Annotated in this window: 19 protein-coding genes, 1 tRNA gene, 1 pseudogene and 1 riboswitch; of the genes and pseudogenes, 14 read left to right on the top strand and 7 right to left on the bottom strand. The window is 70.5% G+C overall.

The features are described 5' to 3' along the window. Nucleotides 1–23 precede the first annotated feature (23 nt). From IM770_RS07290 to IM770_RS07255, 9 genes and pseudogenes are all read left to right on the top strand, one after another. The gene (locus IM770_RS07290) at nucleotides 24–866 is read left to right on the top strand and encodes a DUF3097 domain-containing protein (protein WP_203580480.1); all 843 of its coding nucleotides are present in this window, start codon (nucleotides 24–26) and stop codon (nucleotides 864–866) included. A 154-nt stretch (nucleotides 867–1,020) separates the two neighbouring features. Further along, nucleotides 1,021–1,767, top strand: coding sequence for a tRNA (guanosine(46)-N7)-methyltransferase TrmB (gene trmB, locus IM770_RS07285; protein ID WP_203580479.1), 747 nt, complete (start codon nucleotides 1,021–1,023; stop codon nucleotides 1,765–1,767). Nucleotides 1,768–1,860: 93 nt separating this feature from the next. Continuing rightward, nucleotides 1,861–2,778 (top strand): CPBP family intramembrane glutamic endopeptidase, encoded by a 918-nt coding sequence (locus IM770_RS07280; protein WP_203580478.1) that lies wholly within the window; start codon nucleotides 1,861–1,863, stop codon nucleotides 2,776–2,778. 68 nt (nucleotides 2,779–2,846) lie between these two features. Continuing rightward, a riboswitch (guanidine-III (ykkC-III) riboswitch) is annotated at nucleotides 2,847–2,912 on the top strand. A gap of 10 nt (nucleotides 2,913–2,922) precedes the next feature. Continuing rightward, on the top strand, nucleotides 2,923–3,243 hold the full coding sequence (locus tag IM770_RS07275) for a DMT family transporter (protein ID WP_203580477.1): 321 nt from the start codon (nucleotides 2,923–2,925) through the stop codon (nucleotides 3,241–3,243). A 373-nt stretch (nucleotides 3,244–3,616) separates the two neighbouring features. Next, nucleotides 3,617–4,450 carry a mechanosensitive ion channel domain-containing protein gene (locus IM770_RS07270; protein WP_203580476.1) on the top strand — a complete coding sequence of 278 codons (834 nt, stop codon included), beginning with the start codon at nucleotides 3,617–3,619 and terminating at the stop codon, nucleotides 4,448–4,450. Between the two features lie 74 nt (nucleotides 4,451–4,524). Further along, nucleotides 4,525–5,638: pseudogene (locus IM770_RS07265) on the top strand (SulP family inorganic anion transporter); the annotation flags it as partial. Between the two features lie 222 nt (nucleotides 5,639–5,860). Then, a complete protein-coding gene (locus tag IM770_RS17895) occupies nucleotides 5,861–6,184 on the top strand; it encodes a sodium-independent anion transporter (protein ID WP_239065931.1) in 324 nt (107 codons plus the stop codon). A gap of 156 nt (nucleotides 6,185–6,340) precedes the next feature. Then, a complete protein-coding gene (locus tag IM770_RS07260) occupies nucleotides 6,341–6,811 on the top strand; it encodes a transglycosylase SLT domain-containing protein (protein WP_203580475.1) in 471 nt (156 codons plus the stop codon). A 5-nt stretch (nucleotides 6,812–6,816) separates the two neighbouring features. Further along, nucleotides 6,817–7,797, top strand: a complete 981-nt coding sequence (locus tag IM770_RS07255; protein WP_203580667.1) for a cation diffusion facilitator family transporter — start codon at nucleotides 6,817–6,819, stop codon at nucleotides 7,795–7,797. A gap of 111 nt (nucleotides 7,798–7,908) precedes the next feature. On the opposite strand, the gene IM770_RS07250 is transcribed toward IM770_RS07255, so the two are convergent. Further along, on the bottom strand, nucleotides 7,909–8,169 hold the full coding sequence (locus tag IM770_RS07250; RefSeq protein ID WP_203580474.1) for a hypothetical protein: 261 nt from the start codon (nucleotides 8,167–8,169) through the stop codon (nucleotides 7,909–7,911). Nucleotides 8,170–8,387: 218 nt separating this feature from the next. Between IM770_RS07250 and IM770_RS07245 the strand changes: the two genes are divergently transcribed. The 3 genes from IM770_RS07245 to IM770_RS07235 are packed head-to-tail and all read left to right on the top strand — an operon-like array spanning nucleotide 8,388 to nucleotide 11,718. After that, nucleotides 8,388–9,773: an ABC transporter substrate-binding protein gene (locus tag IM770_RS07245; protein WP_203580473.1), complete on the top strand. Its 1,386-nt coding sequence runs from the start codon at nucleotides 8,388–8,390 to the stop codon at nucleotides 9,771–9,773. After that, a complete protein-coding gene (locus IM770_RS07240) occupies nucleotides 9,773–10,738 on the top strand; it encodes a carbohydrate ABC transporter permease (protein WP_203580472.1) in 966 nt (321 codons plus the stop codon). Before IM770_RS07245 ends, IM770_RS07240 begins: the two co-directional genes overlap by 1 nt. Continuing rightward, on the top strand, nucleotides 10,735–11,718 hold the full coding sequence (locus tag IM770_RS07235; RefSeq protein ID WP_203580471.1) for a carbohydrate ABC transporter permease: 984 nt from the start codon (nucleotides 10,735–10,737) through the stop codon (nucleotides 11,716–11,718). The genes IM770_RS07240 and IM770_RS07235 overlap by 4 nt, the downstream gene beginning before the upstream one ends. Before the next feature lie 44 nt (nucleotides 11,719–11,762). On the opposite strand, the gene IM770_RS07230 is transcribed toward IM770_RS07235, so the two are convergent. From IM770_RS07230 to IM770_RS07210, 6 genes are all read right to left on the bottom strand, one after another. Beyond that, complete coding sequence (locus IM770_RS07230; protein ID WP_203580470.1) at nucleotides 11,763–12,101, bottom strand: DUF7882 family protein; 339 nt, start codon at nucleotides 12,099–12,101, stop codon at nucleotides 11,763–11,765. Between the two features lie 196 nt (nucleotides 12,102–12,297). Then, complete coding sequence (locus IM770_RS07225) at nucleotides 12,298–12,972, bottom strand: DUF6766 family protein (protein WP_203580666.1); 675 nt, start codon at nucleotides 12,970–12,972, stop codon at nucleotides 12,298–12,300. 2 nt (nucleotides 12,973–12,974) lie between these two features. Further along, the gene (locus IM770_RS18045) at nucleotides 12,975–13,100 is read right to left on the bottom strand and encodes a hypothetical protein (RefSeq protein ID WP_275403138.1); all 126 of its coding nucleotides are present in this window, start codon (nucleotides 13,098–13,100) and stop codon (nucleotides 12,975–12,977) included. Between the two features lie 115 nt (nucleotides 13,101–13,215). Further along, nucleotides 13,216–13,671, bottom strand: coding sequence for a hypothetical protein (locus IM770_RS07220; protein ID WP_203580469.1), 456 nt, complete (start codon nucleotides 13,669–13,671; stop codon nucleotides 13,216–13,218). Between the two features lie 183 nt (nucleotides 13,672–13,854). Further along, nucleotides 13,855–13,930: transfer RNA gene (locus IM770_RS07215), tRNA-Arg, on the bottom strand. A gap of 44 nt (nucleotides 13,931–13,974) precedes the next feature. Beyond that, nucleotides 13,975–14,802 carry an SGNH/GDSL hydrolase family protein gene (locus IM770_RS07210; protein ID WP_239065901.1) on the bottom strand — a complete coding sequence of 276 codons (828 nt, stop codon included), beginning with the start codon at nucleotides 14,800–14,802 and terminating at the stop codon, nucleotides 13,975–13,977. 161 nt (nucleotides 14,803–14,963) lie between these two features. Between IM770_RS07210 and IM770_RS07205 the strand changes: the two genes are divergently transcribed. Continuing rightward, complete coding sequence (locus IM770_RS07205; RefSeq protein WP_307785396.1) at nucleotides 14,964–15,806, top strand: transglutaminase-like domain-containing protein; 843 nt, start codon at nucleotides 14,964–14,966, stop codon at nucleotides 15,804–15,806. A 122-nt stretch (nucleotides 15,807–15,928) separates the two neighbouring features. Further along, a complete protein-coding gene (argS, locus tag IM770_RS07200; protein ID WP_203580467.1) occupies nucleotides 15,929–17,596 on the top strand; it encodes an arginine--tRNA ligase in 1,668 nt (555 codons plus the stop codon). The last annotated feature ends 1 nt before the right edge of the window (nucleotide 17,597 follow it).

The raw sequence follows: 17,597 nt of genomic DNA, 5'->3' as shown, positions 1-17,597 counted from the left end.
CCTGACGGGTCCGGAGGAGGACCATGGACGATCGCTACGGCGCCGATGTGCTGGCCACGGGCTGGAAGGGCCACGGGGTGCGCGAGCTGCCGCGGGTGGCGGCATCCCGCGATCTCGTCGTCGAGGTCGCCGACGACGGCTTCTGCGGCGCCGTGGTCGGGTGCGCGAGCGGCATGGTCGAGCTCGAGGACCGGCGGGGCCGGCGGCGGCTGTTCCCGCTGGGAGCCGGCTTCCTGATCGACGGACGCGATGTGGTGCTCGAGCGCCCGGTCGCCGCGCCCGCCCACACCGGCCCGAAGCGCACCGCCTCGGGGTCGTTCGCCGCGGCGGACTCACGCGCGCGCGTCGCCCGCGCCAGCCGCATCCTCGTCGAAGGGCGGCACGACGCCGAGCTCGTGGAGCGGGTGTGGGGCGACGACCTGCGGGAGGAGGGTGTCGTCGTGGAGTACCTGCAGGGCATCGACCTGCTGGACGCCGCGCTCGAGGAGGAGCCGCCGTCGGCCGAGCGTCGCTACGGCGTGCTCGTCGATCACCTCGTGCCCGGCTCGAAGGAGTCGCGGATCGCCGACGCGGTCGCACGGGGCCGCCACGGCGCGCACGTGCTCATCGTCGGGCACCCGTGGATCGACGTGTGGCAGTGCGTCACGCCCCGCGCGGTCGGCATCGAGCGGTGGCCCGAGGTGCCCCGCGGCATCGAGTACAAGGTCGGCGTGTGCCGCGCGCTCGGCTGGCCCGCGCGCGACCAGGCCGACATCGCGCGCGCGTGGCAGCGCATCCTCGCGTCGGTGAAGTCCTACCGCGACCTCGAGCCCGCCTTCCTCGGCCGTGTCGAAGAGCTCATCGACTTCGTGACGGTCCCCCAGTAGCCCGCCCCCGCCCCGCCCGCTCCTCCCGCCCCCGCCCCCTTCCGGCCGCGAGAGTACGGCTGGTGGACGAGAGGTAGGGAAGAAACCCGCATCTCGGCGACCAGCTGTACTCTCGCGGAAACGACAGCCCAGGCGGCCTGGGTAGCCTGGAGCGGTGACGAACGCTGCCGCGCCCGCGCCCGAGCCCCGCACCTTCCGCGAGAGGCCGGTGTCGTTCGTGCGGCGCAGCGGGCGGATGTCGGAAGCCCAGGAGCGCGCCTGGACCGAGCTCGCCCCGCACTATGTGATCGAGGTGCCGCGCGATCGCGCCGCCACCAGCATCCTTCCCGACTCGGCGATCGACCCGGTCGAGGTCTGGGGCCGCCCGGCTCCGCTCGTCGCGGAGATCGGCTCGGGCCAGGGCCACGCGATCGTGCACGCCGCCACGACGAACCCCGACACCGACTTCCTCGCCATCGAAGTGTTCCGCGCCGGGCTCGCGCGCACCATGCTCGATGCCGACCGCGCCGGAGCACGCAACCTGCGCCTCGTCGAGGCGAACGCGCCGGAGGTGCTGCAGCACCTGCTGCCCCCGGCATCCGTCGACGAACTGTGGGTCTTCTTCCCCGACCCCTGGCACAAGAAGAAGCACACCAAGCGGCGCCTGGTCGCCGACGGCTTCGCGGCGATCGCCGCCGGGGCGCTGAAGGACGGCGGGATGCTGCGCCTCGCGACGGACTGGGAGGACTACGCGCTGCAGATGCGCGAGGTGCTCTCGGCCGCACCCGAGTTCGACGCCGCGTTCGAAGGGGAGTGGGCCCCGCGATTCGACGGTCGGGTGCTCACGGCGTTCGAGCGCAAGGGCGCGCGCGTGGGGCGCGACATCCGCGATCTCGCCTACCGCCGGGTCGCGCGACCGTGAGCGCGACCCCGCCCGCGACCGTGTCCACGGCGCCCGCCCCGATCCCGTGACGCTCGACCGCTGATCGCCCGATATACCCTGGAGCCGCCGCGCATGCCCGCACACCCCGACCTCGCCCCCGTCCCGGTGGTCCGCGCATGGTCGTGGCGGCTGGTCCCCGCGCTCCTCGTGTGCCTCGCGGCGCCGGCCTTCTTCGTCGTGCGGGTGCCCTGGCTCGGCTGGGCACTGCTCGCGGCCGGGCTTCTGGCGGCACTGCTGGCGGCGCGGACGGATGCCTCGGCCGACCCGATCGCGACCGGCGGCCGCGCCCAGCCGAGCGGTGTCACCGCGGCGGACACCGGCATCCGTCCGCCGTCGCTGCTGCGGGATCTGTCGCTCATCGCGGTCGGCCTGCTCATCGTGAGCGCCATCCCGCTCAAGGCCGAGCTCGACAACCTCGCGATCCTGCGGTTCGCGATCGCGCTCGGGGGAGCGGTGGCGGTGCCGTACGCGATCTCGCGGTGGGTCTACCGCGATCGGGCGATCCGGTTCCCGTGGCGCGGCGGCGGTCGCTGGACGACCTTCCAGTGGACGTGGCTCGTCGGTGTGCTGCTGCTCGCCTGGCTGATCCTGCCGTTCTACTTCATCACGTCGGGCGTCTACCTCAACTGGCCGGTGGTCGACACCCCCGAGCTCATCGCGCGGCTGTTCGTGGGCGTCGGCGCCGTCGGCATCTGGGACGAGCTGTTCTTCATCTGCACGTGCTTCGCGCTGCTGCGCCGGCACTTCCGGTTCTGGCAGGCGAACGTGCTGCAGTCGGTCGTGTTCGTGTCGTTCCTGTGGGAGCTGGGGTACCAGGCGTGGGGGCCGCTCCTCACGATCCCGTTCGCGCTGCTGCAGGGCTTCATCTTCATGAAGACGCGCTCACTCGCGTACGTCGTGACGGTGCACCTGCTCTTCGACGCGGTCGTGTTCCTCGTCCTCGTGCACGCCCACAACCCCGGCATGCTCGACTGGCTCTTCCTGGTCTGAGCCGACGTCGCCCGGAGTGCGCGTCGCCGGCTGCACAGGGGGTGACCAGGCACGTCGGGTAGCCTGGAACGCGGATCCCCGACCGGATCCCCGGACGACGGATCAGTACCCGGTGCGCGACAAGACTGGCCAGGAGGCACAGTCATGTCGTGGGTCATCCTCATCCTCTCGGGCGTGCTCGAAGCTGTGTGGGCCACCGCGCTCGGCAAGACCGAGGGCTTCACCAAGCTCTGGCCGACGGTGGTCTTCGGCGTCTCGCTGGTGCTCAGCATGGGCGGGCTGGCGTGGGCCATGCGCGACATCTCGACCGGCACCGCCTACGCGGTGTGGGTCGGCATCGGCGCGTCGCTGACCGTCGCGTACGCGATGATCACCGGCGACGAGGCCTTCTCGTTCGTCAAGATGCTGCTGATCCTCGGCCTCGTGGGCTGCGTGGTCGGCCTCAAGCTCGTCGGCCACGAGTGATCGTGGCGACGGATGCCGCGACCCGCGCGAATCGCCGGGTCGCGGCATCCGTCGTCTTCCGTCGTTCGCGTTCGGCACCTCGACGGCGCCCGCACCGTGGCGCCGCCCAACCTTCAACCTGACGTCGACATGACTTCTGCGTGAACTCTTGACGAGAGGCGTTCAGGGGAGGACATTCGGTCATGCGACGGCAACGGAGACGCGGAACCCGGAAGGGAACCGGACACGGAAACAGACATCGCACGACGATCCCCCCGGCGCTTCGGCACCGAGGGGATCATCCTGTGCGCCCGGCATCGCCGGGGCTCTCGTACGAAGCCGGAGCCCCGGCGAGGCTCGCGCCGGGCCCGCCGTCGCCTCGTAGTCTGACGACGTGGACTTCAGCCAGTTCCTGAGCACGCCGATCACCTGGTGGCAGGTGCTGTGGGCGGTCGTCGCGCTCGTCGCCGGGTGGATCGCCTCCCGCGTCGCCAAGCGCGCTGTCGTCGACGTGATGGGCCACGTCCCGACGGCGACGCCGGCCGCGACGCGTTTCGCCGCGCGGTTCGTCCAGTACACCCTGCTCCTGCTGGGGCTGGGCATCGCCCTGGCGTTCCTCGGCGCGAACGTGCAGCCGGTGCTCGCGGTCGTGCTGATCCTCGTGGTGGTCGCGGTGCTCGTGCTTCGCGGCGTCGCCGACAATTTCGCCGCGAGCGTGCTCATCGCCACACGCAAGCCCGTCGCGATCGGCGAGGAGATCACCGTCGAGGGACCGGACGGCAACCCGATCACGGGCACCGTCATCGAGCTGAACTCGCGGGCGGTGGTCTTCACCACGCCCGACGGGCGCACCGCGCATGTGCCGAACGCGAAGCTGCTCGCCGAGACCCTCGTCAACAACTCGCGACACGGCGGCCGGCGCAGCGAGGTGCAGGTGCGCGTCGAGCGGGCGGGTGCACCGCTCGCAGACATCACGTCGGCGATGACGGATGCCGCGGCCGCCGCCGACGGCGTGCACGCGGATCCCCGGGCCGGGGTGCTGATCACCGCCGTGTCGGAGGCACGCGTCACCGCCCGTCTGCAGTTCTGGCACGACCCGCTGCGCGGCGTCGGTGCGACCTCGGCGGTGGTCGCGGCGGTGACGGAGGCGCTCGCCGCTCGCGGCTGGCAGGCCACTGTCACCAGCGAGGCGGTCGCCCCGCCGCTGGTGCCCGGCGACCCGCTGTGACGGGGCGACCTCTGCCAGAGTGGGTGTGACGGCCGGATGGACGTGATCGTGGCCGCAGTGATCCAGGAGATCGGATGAAGCGACCTCTCGCCGGGCTGACCGCACGCAACCTCGCCACGGAGCTGTCCGCGGGCGTCACCCTTCTTGCGATCGCAATCCCGCTCAACATCGGCTACGCGCAGATCGCCGGACTGCCGGCCACCGCGGGCCTGTACGCGCTCATCGTGCCGACGATCGTCTACGCGCTCGTGGTCTCGTCGCGTCAGCTCGTCGCCTCGCCGGACGCCGCCGCGGCGGCGCTCGTCGCCTCGTCGATCGGCGGGCTCGCGACCGCCGGCAGTTCCGACTACGCCACGCTGGCGCTGGCGCAGGCGATCATCTGCGGCGTCATGTTCGTGCTGATGGCGGTGTTCAAGCTCGGATTCCTCGCCAACTTCCTCTCGAAGCCGATTCTGATCGGCTTCGTCGGCGGGCTCGCGCTCGACATCCTCGTCAGTCAGATCGCGAAGATGCTCGGCGTGAAGATCGACTCGGGAGGGGAGTTCGTCGACAAGGTCGTCGGCCTCGTGTCGAACGTCGGGACGACCAACGCCTGGTCGCTGGCCATCTCGGCGGTGTCGGTCGCGGTGCTGCTTGCTGGGCAAGAGGTTCCTGAAGGCCGTGCCGTGGGCGCTCGTCGTGCTGATCCTGTCCACGCTGCTCGTGGTGCTGACGGGTCTCGACCAGCGCGGCGTCGACGTGCTGGGCGAGGTGCCCGCCGGCCCGCCGACGCTCACCTGGCCGGTCATCGACTGGCAGATGTGGATGGCGCTCATCCCGTCGGCGATCGCCCTCACCCTCGTCACCACGGCGGAAGGGCTGCTCGTCTCGCGGTCGTACGGCGAGAAGCACGGCTATCCGTTCCACGCCAACCGCGACCTGCTGGCGTTCGGCCTCGGCAACATCGCCGCCGGCGCGCAGGGCAGCTTCTCGATGGGGTCGTCCACGTCGCGGACGGCGGCGATGGACCAGGCAGGCTCGCGCACGCAGCTCCCGTCGCTCGTGCTGGCGGTGGGCACCCTGCTGCTCCTGCTGTTCGGCACGGCGCTGCTGGCCGACATCCCCTCGCCCGCGATCGGCGCCGTGGTCGGGGTCGCGATCCTGCCGCTCCTGGGCATCAGGGAGTTCCGTCAGCTGTGGCGCCAGGACCGCTTCGAGTTCGCCATCGGCGCGGTGTGCTTCCTCGTGACGCTGTTCATCGGCGCGATCCCGGGCATCGTGGTCGCGTTCGTGCTGGCGCTCATCAACCTCGCCAAGCGCGCCGCGAATCCCGCGATCGACGTGCTGGCGGACGACGGCGACCCCAAGGAATCGCTGCTCGAAGACGCTCCCGCCGGCGCCACGACGGCGCCGGGCATCGTCGTGGTGCGCATGGCCGCCCCCCTGTTCTTCGCGAACGGCACGGTGTTCGCGAGCGCCGTCAAGCGCGCGGTGACCGGTGCACAGGGTCCGGTGCGCCACGTGGTCGTCGACATGGAGGCGGTCACCGATGTGGACGTGACCGGCGCCGAGGCCTTCGAGGCGCTGGAGAAGTGGCTCGACGACCAGGGCATCGGTCTGGCGTTCAGCCGGGTGCGGAAGCCGACGCGGCGGCGCCTGGAGGAGCTCGGGCTGCTCTCGGGTCAGACGTTGTTCCCCACCAACCGCGCCGCGGTGGGCGCGCTGAAGGCGGCGGACGGCGGCCCGCGCGACTGACGCGGGGATGCGGCCGGCCCCGCGCGCGTCCGGACGACGCCGCTGGCCGGGGCGCCCGGACGACGCCGCTGGTCGGGGCGCGGCCCGCGGATAGCAGGACCCCCCGAGGGGGTCAAGCCGGTGCGCCGCGACGCGGAGGAGGGTGAGACTGGGGTCATGAGCAGGTGGCGGCGCGTGTTCGGCGTGCCCTTGCTGGTGGTCGCGCTGTGCACCGCCGGGTGCGGTGTCACCGTTCCGACCGACCCCGAGGGCACGCTCGATCACGTGCGCGGCGGGGAGCTGCGTGCGGGCGCGTCGCCGTCGGGGGAGCTGGTCGTCGTCGAGGGCGACGAGGTCGGCGGCAGCCTCGCGGAGCTCGTCGAAGGGCTCGCCGACACGCTCGACGCCGATGTCACGTGGACCGTCGGCAGCGAGGAGGACCTCGTCGACGCGCTGGAGGCGGGCGAGCTCGACGTCGCGATCGGCGGCATGACCGACGCGACGCCGTGGACGCAGCGCGTGGCCGCGACGCGGGGATACGAGTCGATCCGAGGGGCGCACGGGCCGGTCGTGCTGCTGCTGCCGCTCGGTGAGAACGCGTGGCAGGCCGCCCTCGAGGGATACCTCGACAAGGAGGTGGCGCCGTGAAGACCATGGGCCGGACCGATCTGCCGCCCGCGCAGCAGAAGGCGCTGCGCAGCGCCATCCGCTGGGAATGGTTCACCATCGGCTACACGATCGTGACGATCGGTCTGATCGCGCTCGTGGTCGGGGGATCGCAGGCGATGAAGACGGCGTGGATCGAGGACATGCTGTCGCTCATCCCGCAGATCTCGTTCCTCGTCGCGCTCCTGTTCATCCGCCGACGCCCGTCGCGCGCCTTCCCGTTCGGCCTCCACCGGGTGATGGGCGTGGGCCACCTGGTGGCCGGCGTGGCGCTGCTCGCCGTGGGCGGCAATCTGGCCTACGAGGCGATCAGCGGTCTCATCCGCGCGGAGCACCCGTCGATCGGCACGGTGCAGGTCTTCGGCCAGACGGTCTGGCTCGGCTGGTTCATGGTCGCGGTCATGAGCGTGGTCGTGATCGGCCCGTTCTTCTACGGGCACGCCAAGGCCAAGCTGGCGCCCCAGCTGCACAACAAGGTGCTGTACGCGGATGCCGACATGGCCAAGGCCGACTGGACCTCCACGGTCGCGTCGATCGTCGGCGTGCTGGGCGTGGGGATCGGACTCTGGTGGCTCGACGGCGCGGCCGCGCTGTTCATCTCGCTTGGGATCATCTGGGACGGCTGGGGCAACTCGCGCGCGGCCGTGCGGGATCTCATCGATCAGCGTGCTCGCACGGAGGACGACGCCCGTCCGCACCCGCTGATCGCGAGGGTCGCGAATCGCGTCGACGAGTTCCCGTGGGTGCGCGAGAGCGCCGTGCGCATGCGCGACATGGGACAGGTCTTCCACGTCGAGGTCTTCGTCGTGCCCGCCGACGACGAGGTGAGTCTCGCGCACCTCGAGGAGGCGCGCGAGGCGGTCGCCGCGCTCGACTGGAAGGTGCAGGACGTGGTGGTCATCCCCACGTCGTCGCTGCCGGACGAGGCCGAGCCCGCCAAGAACCGGTCGTCGTCGCGCGAGGCGTAGCCGCGGCATCCGCTCGTCGAGTGGGGCGCAGCCGCGGCATCCGCTCGTCACGCGAGGCCCAGCCGCGGCACCCGCTCGCATGCGAGGCGTAGCCGCGGCATCCGCTCGTCGTCAGTTCGTGAGCGGTTCGCCTTCGAACCACGCCTCGTCCGGGACGGGGCCGGGCGCCTCGTCGGGGACCGGCACGATCGCCATCGGCACGCCCGGGCTCACCAGCAGGTGCGCGGCACGCATCATGCCTTCGCCGTCGTTGACCTCCAGCCAGTGAGTGCCCGCGCGCAGGCCCGCCTCGACCTCCTGCAGAAGATCCTCGAGCCGCCGCCCGCCCACGCTGTAGTGCTCTCCGCCGTAGAAGATGTCGATCCGCTTCATGACCGCTCCCGTCGCCTCCCCCATCTCAGCGGGCGCGCGGCGGACGACGAAGCATCTTGACAACGGAATTCCCGAGGCCTACGACGAAGGGGAGGCTCTGCTTCCTCCGCGCGTGGTGTACGCCCTCTCGCGCTCGCCGTCAACCCCTTCGCCCGTGCGTCTCGCCCGCGCCTACCGTGCCACCACCGCCCACTTCTCACCGGGCGGAGGAGGCGATCATGCGCAAGCAGACAAGGACGTGGGCGGCCCTCGGCATCATCTCGGTGCTGGCCGTCACAGGCGCCGGGTGTGCCGTGGGAACGGGTGGCGCGGGCGATGACGACGCGGAATACGACCCGGATGCCGACGTCAGCGGCTCGATGTCGGTGATGGGCTTCTCGGGCGTCGACGAGGTCGCGACCAGTCGGCTCGACTACGCCGAGGAGCAGTTGGGCGAGGTTGAGGTGAGCCTGTCGGAGGGCGAGCTCGATCTGCAGCAGTTCCTCTCGGCGGTCGCGACGGGCGAGCCGCCGGACGTCGTCTACGCCAACCGCGACCAGATCGGCTCCCTCGCCGCCCGCGGTGCCGTCATCCCGCTCGACCGGTGCATCGACGGCGAGGGCATCCCGACCGACGAATACGTGGAGGCGGCGCTGGCGCAGGTCACGCTCGACGGGACGGTGTACGGCATCCCCGAGTTCAACAGCGTGCAGCTGACGATGGCGAACGCCGACCTCCTCTCGGGTGCCGGTCTCACCGTCGAAGACGTGAACGGCTCGGACTGGGACGCGATGAGCGCCGCGAACGAGGCGCTGTCGGTCGCCGAGGGCGGTGACATCCAGGTGATCGGCTTCGACAGCAAGCTGCCCGAGTTCCTGCCGCTGTGGGCCAAGGCCAACGGCGTCGACCTGATCTCGGAAGACGGCAAGACCGCGCAGCTCGACGATCCGGCGGTGGTGGAGGCGCTCGAGTGGGCGGTGTCGATCTACGAGGCTCAGGGCGGGTTCAGTGCCGTCAAGGCCTACCGTGACTCCGCCGACTTCTTCGGCGAGGGCAACCAGTTCGCGACGAGCGTGCTCGGGGCGATGCCCATGGAGCAGTGGTACGTCAACGTGCTCAACGACGTCTCGCCCGATGCGCCGATGGCGTTCGACACCGTCCGCAACCGCGAGGGTGAGACCCTCGCATACGCCTCCGGTTCGGCCTGGGCGATCCCGAGCGGCAGCGCGAACCCCGAGGCGGCGTGCCGGTTCGCGAGGGCCATGACCTCCACCGACGCCTGGCAGGCTGCGGCCGAGGCCCGGCTCGAAGCCCGCGAGGGGGAGGGCAAGCCCTTCACCGGCATCCTCACCGGCAACGCGACGGCCGACGAGATGGTCCGCGAGATGACGACGTCCGGCGGGGAGCCCTGGGACACGGCGGTCGCGAAGATGTACGAGGCGAACGACGCGACGTTCTCGCTTCCGGCGAACCCCGCCGACGCGGAGTTCAAGACGGCGATGTTCGACGCGGTGAACGCGGTGCTCGACGGCAAGAGCACGCCGCAGGAGGCGCTGACGACCGCGCAGGAAGAGGCGCAGTCCGCGCTCGACGAGGCGTGGTCGGAGCTCGAGGCGGAGGAGTGATGGCAGCGCCGACCCTGACCGCTCCGCCGCCGGCGCCGCCGGCCGACCGTTCGCGGGCGCGCCGGCGGGCCAGGCGGCGGTACGTCGGCTCGGCGCTGCTGTTCCTGAGCCCCTGGCTGATCGGCTTCGGTCTGTTCACCGCCTGGCCGCTCATCTACAGCGTCTATCTCTCGCTCACGGACTACGACGTCATCAACAATCCCGAGTTCGTCGGGATGGAGAACTACGTACGGCTCTTCGAAGACCCGAAGATCGCGCTCGCCATCGGCAACACGCTGATCTTCACCGCGGTGCAGGTGCCGCTGTACGTGCTGGTGTCGCTCATGCTCGCGCTCCTGCTCAACCGGGCGGGGCGCAGCTCGGGGTTCTTCCGCACCGTGTTCTACCTGCCCAAGATGACGCCGCCGGTGGCGGTCGGCATCCTCTTCCTCCTGCTCTTCAACGGTCAGAACGGGCTGTTCAACACCGTCCTGGGCTGGTTCGGCATCGACGGGCCATCGTGGACGACGGATGCCGCGTGGGTGAAGCCGGGCCTCATCATCATGAGCCTCTGGACGGTGGGCGCCTCGGTGATCATCCTCTTGGCCGCGCTGCAGGCGGTACCCGACGAGCTCTACGATTCGGCGCGGATGGACGGCGCGGGATTCTGGCGTCAGTCGCTGTCGGTCACGATTCCGATGATCAGCCCGGCCCTCTTCTTCATCATCGTGGTCAACACCATCGCGGGGCTGCAGACCTTCGACGAGGCGTACACCGCGTTCTTCGGTGCCGGCAATACGACCTACAGCAACGACGCCGCGCTGTTCTATGTCATCTATCTGTTCCAGCAGGCGTTCGAGTTCCTTCACATGGGCTACGCGTCCGCGATGGCGTGGGTGCTCTTCGCCGTGATCATGGTCGTCACCGTCATTCAGATCGTGGTGTCGCGCCGCATCGTCTACTACGAGGGGGAGGACCGCTCATGAGCAGGGTGCTGCCGCCCGACCGGTCCACGCCCGACGAGTTGGGTGCCCGTCACCCGAGCGGGCCGATCGACACCGCCGCGACCGGCGGCTCGACGACCGATGTCGACGAGGCCGCGCAGCGGCCGACCTCGACGGCCGGGCGCGCGCGGCGTCGGCGTCGGGTGCGCACCGCGCTCGTCGTCACCGCGCTGTCGCTGCTCGCGGTCGTCTTCGCGTACCCGTTCGTGTGGCTGGTCAGCGCCTCGTTCAAGCCGCGCAGCGAGGTCTTCGACAACAAGCTCATTCCCGAGACCTTCACGCTCGACAACTACGTCCAAGTGTGGGAGACGGCCCCGCTCGCTCTGTGGCTGTGGAACACGCTCCTTGTCACGGTGCTCGCCGCGACCACGGTGACGCTGTCGAGCGCGATGGTGGCGTGGGGCTTCTCCTACTTCCGCTTCCGCGGGCGCGGAGCGCTGTTCGGCGTCGTGCTGGCGACGATGATGCTGCCCGGGGCCGTCACGATGATCCCGACGTTCCTGATCTGGAACGCGCTGGGATTCGTGGGCACGCTCGTCCCCCTGTGGGCGGGCAACATGTTCGGCAGCGCCTTCTACATCTTCCTGCTGCGTCAGTTCATGCTCGGGCTGCCGCGCGAGTTCTTCGAAGCGGCACGCGTGGACGGGGCATCCAACTGGCAGCTGTTCTGGCGCATCGCTCTCCCGCTGAGCAAGCCGGCGCTCGCCGTCACCTTCGTGTTCGAAGTGCAGGCGGTCTGGACCGACCTCATGAGGGCGCTCATCTACCTGCGCGACTCGTCGGACTTCACCGTCCCGCGCGGGCTGAAGTCTCTCGTCGACGCCTTCGGGTTCGGCGGCGAGTGGCACTGGGAGCTCATCGTCACCGCGAGCGTGATCGCGACCGTGCCGATGATCATCGTGTTCTTCCTCGCGCAGCGCCAGATCATCCACGGCATCAGCGCCGGTGGTGTGAAGGGCTGACCCGCTGGTGGGGGGGCGACCGCCGCGTCCAGTCGCCCCTCCACTCAGCCGACGAGGTCGTGCGCGTCTTCGTGCTCGACCGGCGGCAGGGCAGGCTCAGGAACCAGGTACAGCCCGGCCGGCGAATTCGCCGTGTGGGCCAGCGCGTCGATCCATGCCGGGTTCAACTGCGGCTTGCGACTGCCGTAGAACTTGTAGACCAGGGAGCATCGTGGATGCACCCAGATCGTCGTGCGCCCGTCGCCGATGCTGGCATCGTCGCGCCACGTGAAGTGGAACGGCTCTCCGCGTCTCAGCTTGGTCCCGATCACCAGCTGCAGGTGCGCGAGCGTCCTGTCGTCGAAGTCGACCTTGACGGTCCCTTCGTAGATCAGCTTGCCCATGGTGGGCCTCCGTCCGGAGTCTGCCGGCGGCCGGCGCGGTGGGGGTCGCAACGAGGCGGCCGTCGATCAGGCTTCGAGTCCATGGTCCTCCCGGCGACCGCTGGTGGATAGCCCTTGACACCCGGGCTGCGGGGCCCCGCGTGTCCGGATCCGGCCGGGGCTCGGCATCCGATCCCCGCCCGCTGCGCGTTCGAGATCACTCGCCCGAGACCGACGACTGGTGGTGCGGGGCGCCGACCGGCTTCGACTCGCTCGAACCGCGCTGTCGGAGGAAGATCGACAGCGCGATCATCGCCCCCACCGCGAGGAACTCCGACTGCCAGTTCTGGAGCGTCCGGTTCCAGAAGTCGGGTGTGCCGAGGTACTCCGCCCAGGTGATCGCGGGCTGCCCGTGCTCGGCGTTCTCCGAGTTCATCACCACCGTGCCGGCGAGCGACTGCGCCAGCCACGACAGCACGAACACCGTTCCCATCACCAGCAGCAGCGAGTTGGAGAAGATCGTCTGACGGATGCCGCGTGCCCGCGCCCACGAGGGCGAATCAGGTCGTGCGTGCTCGCCGACGAGCTGTTCCTCGTCGGTGCCCGGGCCCTCGTCGCCGGGCTTCTTCGACTCGGGCGATCCCCGCTGGATGAGCCAGATCGTGGCCACGATGAACAGGAAGAACTGCAGGAACTCGGACTGCCAGTTCTCGGCGACGTCCACGACGAACTCGGACGACCCGACGAACGACAGGAATCCTTCCGCGGCCTGACCGTGCTCCTGCAGGCGCTCGTTGTTCTCGAGCCAGCCGGCGACGGACTGGCCGGCCAGTGCCAGCACGAACAGGGCGCCGAAGGCGAGGCTGAGCGCGTTGTCGCGAAGCGGGCGCATGGTCACCGCCCCATCAGCGGGATCGCGATCAGGTACGCCAGTCCGCCGGCGAGCACCACGATCCACGACCAGAAGACGACGGCTTCGCCACGGCGGGCGCCTTCCTCCTCCGGAGTGAAATCCACCATCTCGATCTCCCTTCGCTCAGGCGGTCACCGGTCGATGACATGGTGACCACCATCCGGGGAGACGGGAAGGAGGTTGACAGGCGGTCGCCGAGCGGTCCCGCGAGCCGGCGCGCGGCTATTCCTGCGCGCGTGCGAGAGTGGCCCGGATCGCGTGAGTGGAGATCAGCAGCACATTGAGCGCGGTGCACGCGAACCACACGCCGATCTCTTGATCGCTGTACCGGCTGACCTCGTCCACGGCGATGATGAACAGCCGGAAGGCCACGACGATGCCGACGCCGAAGACCACCCCCCAGAAGGTGCCGGCCCACGCGGTGGCGCGCTCGCTCCGACGCTCGCCCCGGTACGCGGCCGGCAGGAAGTGGGCGATGAGCAGCGTCGCGAACGCGACCAGGGTCCCGCCCACGATGACCGGCATGCCGATCTCGGAGCCGATCTCTCCGGCCCCGCCCTTGCCAGGAACGACCATCACCATGGTGATGCCCACCGCGAGCAAGCCGATGACGACGAGCACGCGCCACACCTTCTGCGCGGTGGTGAGGACGGGGGCGGGGGCGGAGGTCTTCGACATGGCGCTTCCAGTATGGAGGCCAGGGGTGCACTGCCCAGGGGGCACGTCTCCGCGATTCATCCGGCGCCCTGAACGGCCGCCGCAGGCGTAAACGTGAATCGCCGCCAGTTCCCTGGCGGCGATTCCCGCGTCAAGTGCTCCGCATATGCGCGAAGACCTTCGGTGCACGACCTGGTGGTGTGGTGGTGCCCCCGACAGGAATCGAACCTGCGACCTTTGGTACCGGAAACCAACGCTCTATCCCCTGAGCTACGGAGGCGTGCCGATCGAGGTTACCACCCTCGACCGGGTCCGCCCGCCACGTCAGGGCGCGACGGTGGTGTCGTCGTGAGGAGCGTCGGCCACGATGGCCGGCTGCTCCTCGAGGCGCTCGAGAGCGCCCGCGACCCGGTCGGCGAGGTACGCGTGGCCGGCGGTCGACGGGTGATCGCGACCGACGGGGCCGGTGTCGATCACATCGAGGTAGTTGGCCGTCGTGATCCAGTCGTCGGCGATGGGGGAGATGTACCACCAGCCGCGCGCGGCGGCCATCTCGCCGAGGTCGGCGTCGATCTCGCGCGTCGCGCTCTCGACCGGAAGCACCTGGGGTGAGGGGCCGAGGATCACGACGTCGGCGTCGGGGAACTTCGCGGCCAGGGCGTCCCACGCGGCGGTGACCGCCTCGCGGTATCCCGCCGGGTACGCCCGGCGGTCGTTGATCGATCCCTCGACGAGGACGACGTCGGGGGCGAGGGCCGGGTCGAGCGCCGCGATACGCTCGCCGTACGCCGGGCCGTCGATGCCGGGCCTGAGGTAGCCGCTGCCGCGGACGCCGTCGACGACGGTCTCCACGCCGAGCCTGTCGGCCAGCAGGTAGGCGAAGCCCAGCGTGGGCACGTTCGCGGCCGAGCCGTACACCCACGAGTCGCCGAACACGAGCACCCGCGCGCCCTCGTCGAGCGCGAGCGGCGCGGGAGGGACGGATGCCGCGACCTGCGTCTCACCCTCGGCCGCGGCCACTGCGGGCACCGGCTCGGGAGCCGCTCCCCAGGGCCTCAGGACGGCGACCGCGCACACCGCGGCGACGGCCAGCGCGACGCCCAGCAGGGAGAGCCACAACCGCCGTGCTCGGGAGCGGCCGGGCGCGTGCATGAGTAGAGGGTATGTCATCTCCGGACGACCTCCGAACCCGGGGTGCGATCTGGGGAAAACCGGAAGTGGATCCTGAGGTTCTCGCGCACGTCCAGCACACTCACGGCGGCCGCTGGGGAAGACCGCACGAACCGGCCTCGACGGCATGCGAGGATACTTCGGTGCAACGCGTCGTGACCGCTGAGATGGACCTCGAATTGGGGGCATCCGTCGACCTCATCTTCCAGATCGCGGCCGCCCAGGCGGTGCCGATCTCGAGCGAGCAGCTGACGTTCACGCAGGGCGATCGCGTCTATACGCCGACCGAGATCGTCGACCAGTCGGGGAGCCGCCTGCACCGCCTGACGGGCGAGCCCGGGCGCCTCGAGATCCGCTACGAGGCGACCGTCGACGGCCAGGCCGCATCGAGCCGCACGAGCGACCTCGAGGCCATCACCTACCTGCGTCCGAGCCGCTACGCGCAGTCCGACGAGGTGTTCCAGCAGGCGCGCCGCCAGTTCAAGGGCCTGTCGGGGCACGACCTCATCGCGGCGGTGTCGGAGTTCGTCTCGACCAGCACCACGTACACGCCCGGACTCAGCCAGGGCACCGACAGCGCGGTGACGACACTCATGACCGGCCAGGGCGTGTGCCGCGACTACGCCCACGTCGTCATCGCCCTGCTGCGGGCGATGGACATGCCGGCGCGCTACGCGGCGTGCTTCGCGCCGGGCCTGCGCCCCATGGACTTCCACGCCGTGGCCGAGGCCTACCTCGACGGCGCCTGGTACGTGATCGACGCCACCCGCCTCGCGAACCGCAATGCGCTGGTGCGCATCGCGACGGGCCGCGACGCCGCCGACTGCGCCTTCCTGAGCTATCACGGCGGCTACGTCGGCCTCCAGCGCCTGCGGGTCGACGCGTGGGTCGTTCCCGAGTCCGCGACGCTGGAGGGACTCGAGACGCTGCCCCAGGCCGCCGACCCCGCCGCCGACGACTTCGGCGCACTGGTGCAGATCTCCTGACTCCGACGCCGCGCCCCCGCTGGGCGCGAGCCCGAGAGGCGCGGGGACGCGTACGCGGGACGGGTGCGACGCCGGGCAGGCGAGCCGAACGCCCAGGACCGGGCGAATAGACTGGTCCGGCTATGGATCCTGAAGCCCTCTCCGCCGCCCTGCTCGCCGTCGTCGCCCCGCTCGCCGAGGCCCGACGACCCGGTGCGGCCGAAGGGCTGACCGCGGCCGACCTGTCGCTCGAGCGGCCGAAGAACCGCGACCACGGCGACTGGGCCTCGAACGCCGCGCTGAAGCTCGCGAAGGCGGTCGGCGCGAACCCTCGCGAGTTCGCGGCCGAGATCGCCGGCGGACTCGCGGAGGTCGACGGCGTCGCCGACGTCGAGGTCGCCGGTCCCGGCTTCATCAACATCCGATTGGATGCCGCGGCCGCCGGCGCGCTCGCGAAGACCATCGTCGAGGCGGGTGCGGCGTTCGGAACGAACGAGTCGCAGCGCGGCAACAGCATCAACCTCGAGTTCGTCAGCGCGAACCCCACCGGCCCCCTGCACATCGGGCACACCCGCTGGGCGGCCCTGGGAGATTCGATGGCCCGCCTGCTGCTGGCCAGCGGCGCCACGCTCGCCCGCGAGTTCTACATCAACGACGCCGGTGCGCAGATGGAGCGCTTCGGACGCTCCGTGCTCGCCGCGGCCAAGGGCGAGCCCACTCCGGAGGACGGCTACCCGGGCTCCTACATCGACGACCTCGCCGCGCGCGTGCTCGCCGCGGTACCCGAACTGCTGTCGCTGCCGGCGGAGGAGCAGCTCGTCGTGGCGCGCGACCGCGCCTACGAGTTCCAGCTCGGCGACCTGCAGGCGTCGCTCGAGAAGTTCAACGTGCACTTCGACGTCTTCTTCAGCGAGCGGGTCCTCCAGGCGAAGGGCCCCGGTGGCGAGCCCAGCCTCGTGGACGAGGCCGTCGACCGGCTGCGCGAGCAGGGCCACGTGTTCGATGAGGACGGCGCGGTGTGGGTGCGCACCACCGACTTCGGCGACGACCGCGACCGCGTCATCCGCCGCACGAACGGCGAGTACACGTACTTCGCGGCCGACGCGGCGTACTACCTGAACAAGAGCGATCGCGGCTTCCGTCGCAAGATCTACCTGCTCGGGGCCGACCACCACGGCTACATCCACCGCCTCAAGGCGCTCGCGGGTGCGGCGGGCGATGATCCCAACAAGGACATCGAGGTGCTCATCGGGCAGCTCGTATCGATCAACGGCGCCCGCCTCTCCAAGCGCGCCGGCAACATCATCGAACTCGACGACCTGCGGGAGTGGCTCGGCACCGATGCGCTGCGGTACTCGCTCGCGCGGTACCCCGCGGACTCGCCGCTGACGCTCGATCCCGAGATCCTGCGCAAGCGCACCAACGACAACCCGGTCTTCTACGTCCAGTACGCCCACGCCCGCACGCACAACGTCGGACGCAACGCGGCGGCATCCGGTGTCGACCGCTCCGAGTTCGCTCCCGAGCTGCTCACGCACGAGACCGAGTCCGCGCTGCTCGGCGCGCTTCAGGAGTTCCCGCGGGTGGTCGCCTATGCCGCGGAGGTGCTCGAGCCCCATCGCGTCGCGCGCTACCTCGAGGAGCTGGCGGGTCTCTACCACCGCTGGTACGACAACTGCCGCGTGATCCCGCTCGGCGACGAGCCGGTCGAGAGCGTGCACCGCACCCGGCTCTGGCTCAACGACGCCACGGGCCAGGTGCTGCGCAACGGCCTGGACCTCCTCGGCGTCGGCGCCCCGGAGCGGATGTAGT

Origin of the sequence: Microbacterium hibisci, assembly GCF_015278255.1 — a bacterium.
Classification (GTDB): domain Bacteria; phylum Actinomycetota; class Actinomycetes; order Actinomycetales; family Microbacteriaceae; genus Microbacterium; species Microbacterium hibisci.
This window is presented reverse-complemented; position numbering and strand designations above follow the sequence as displayed.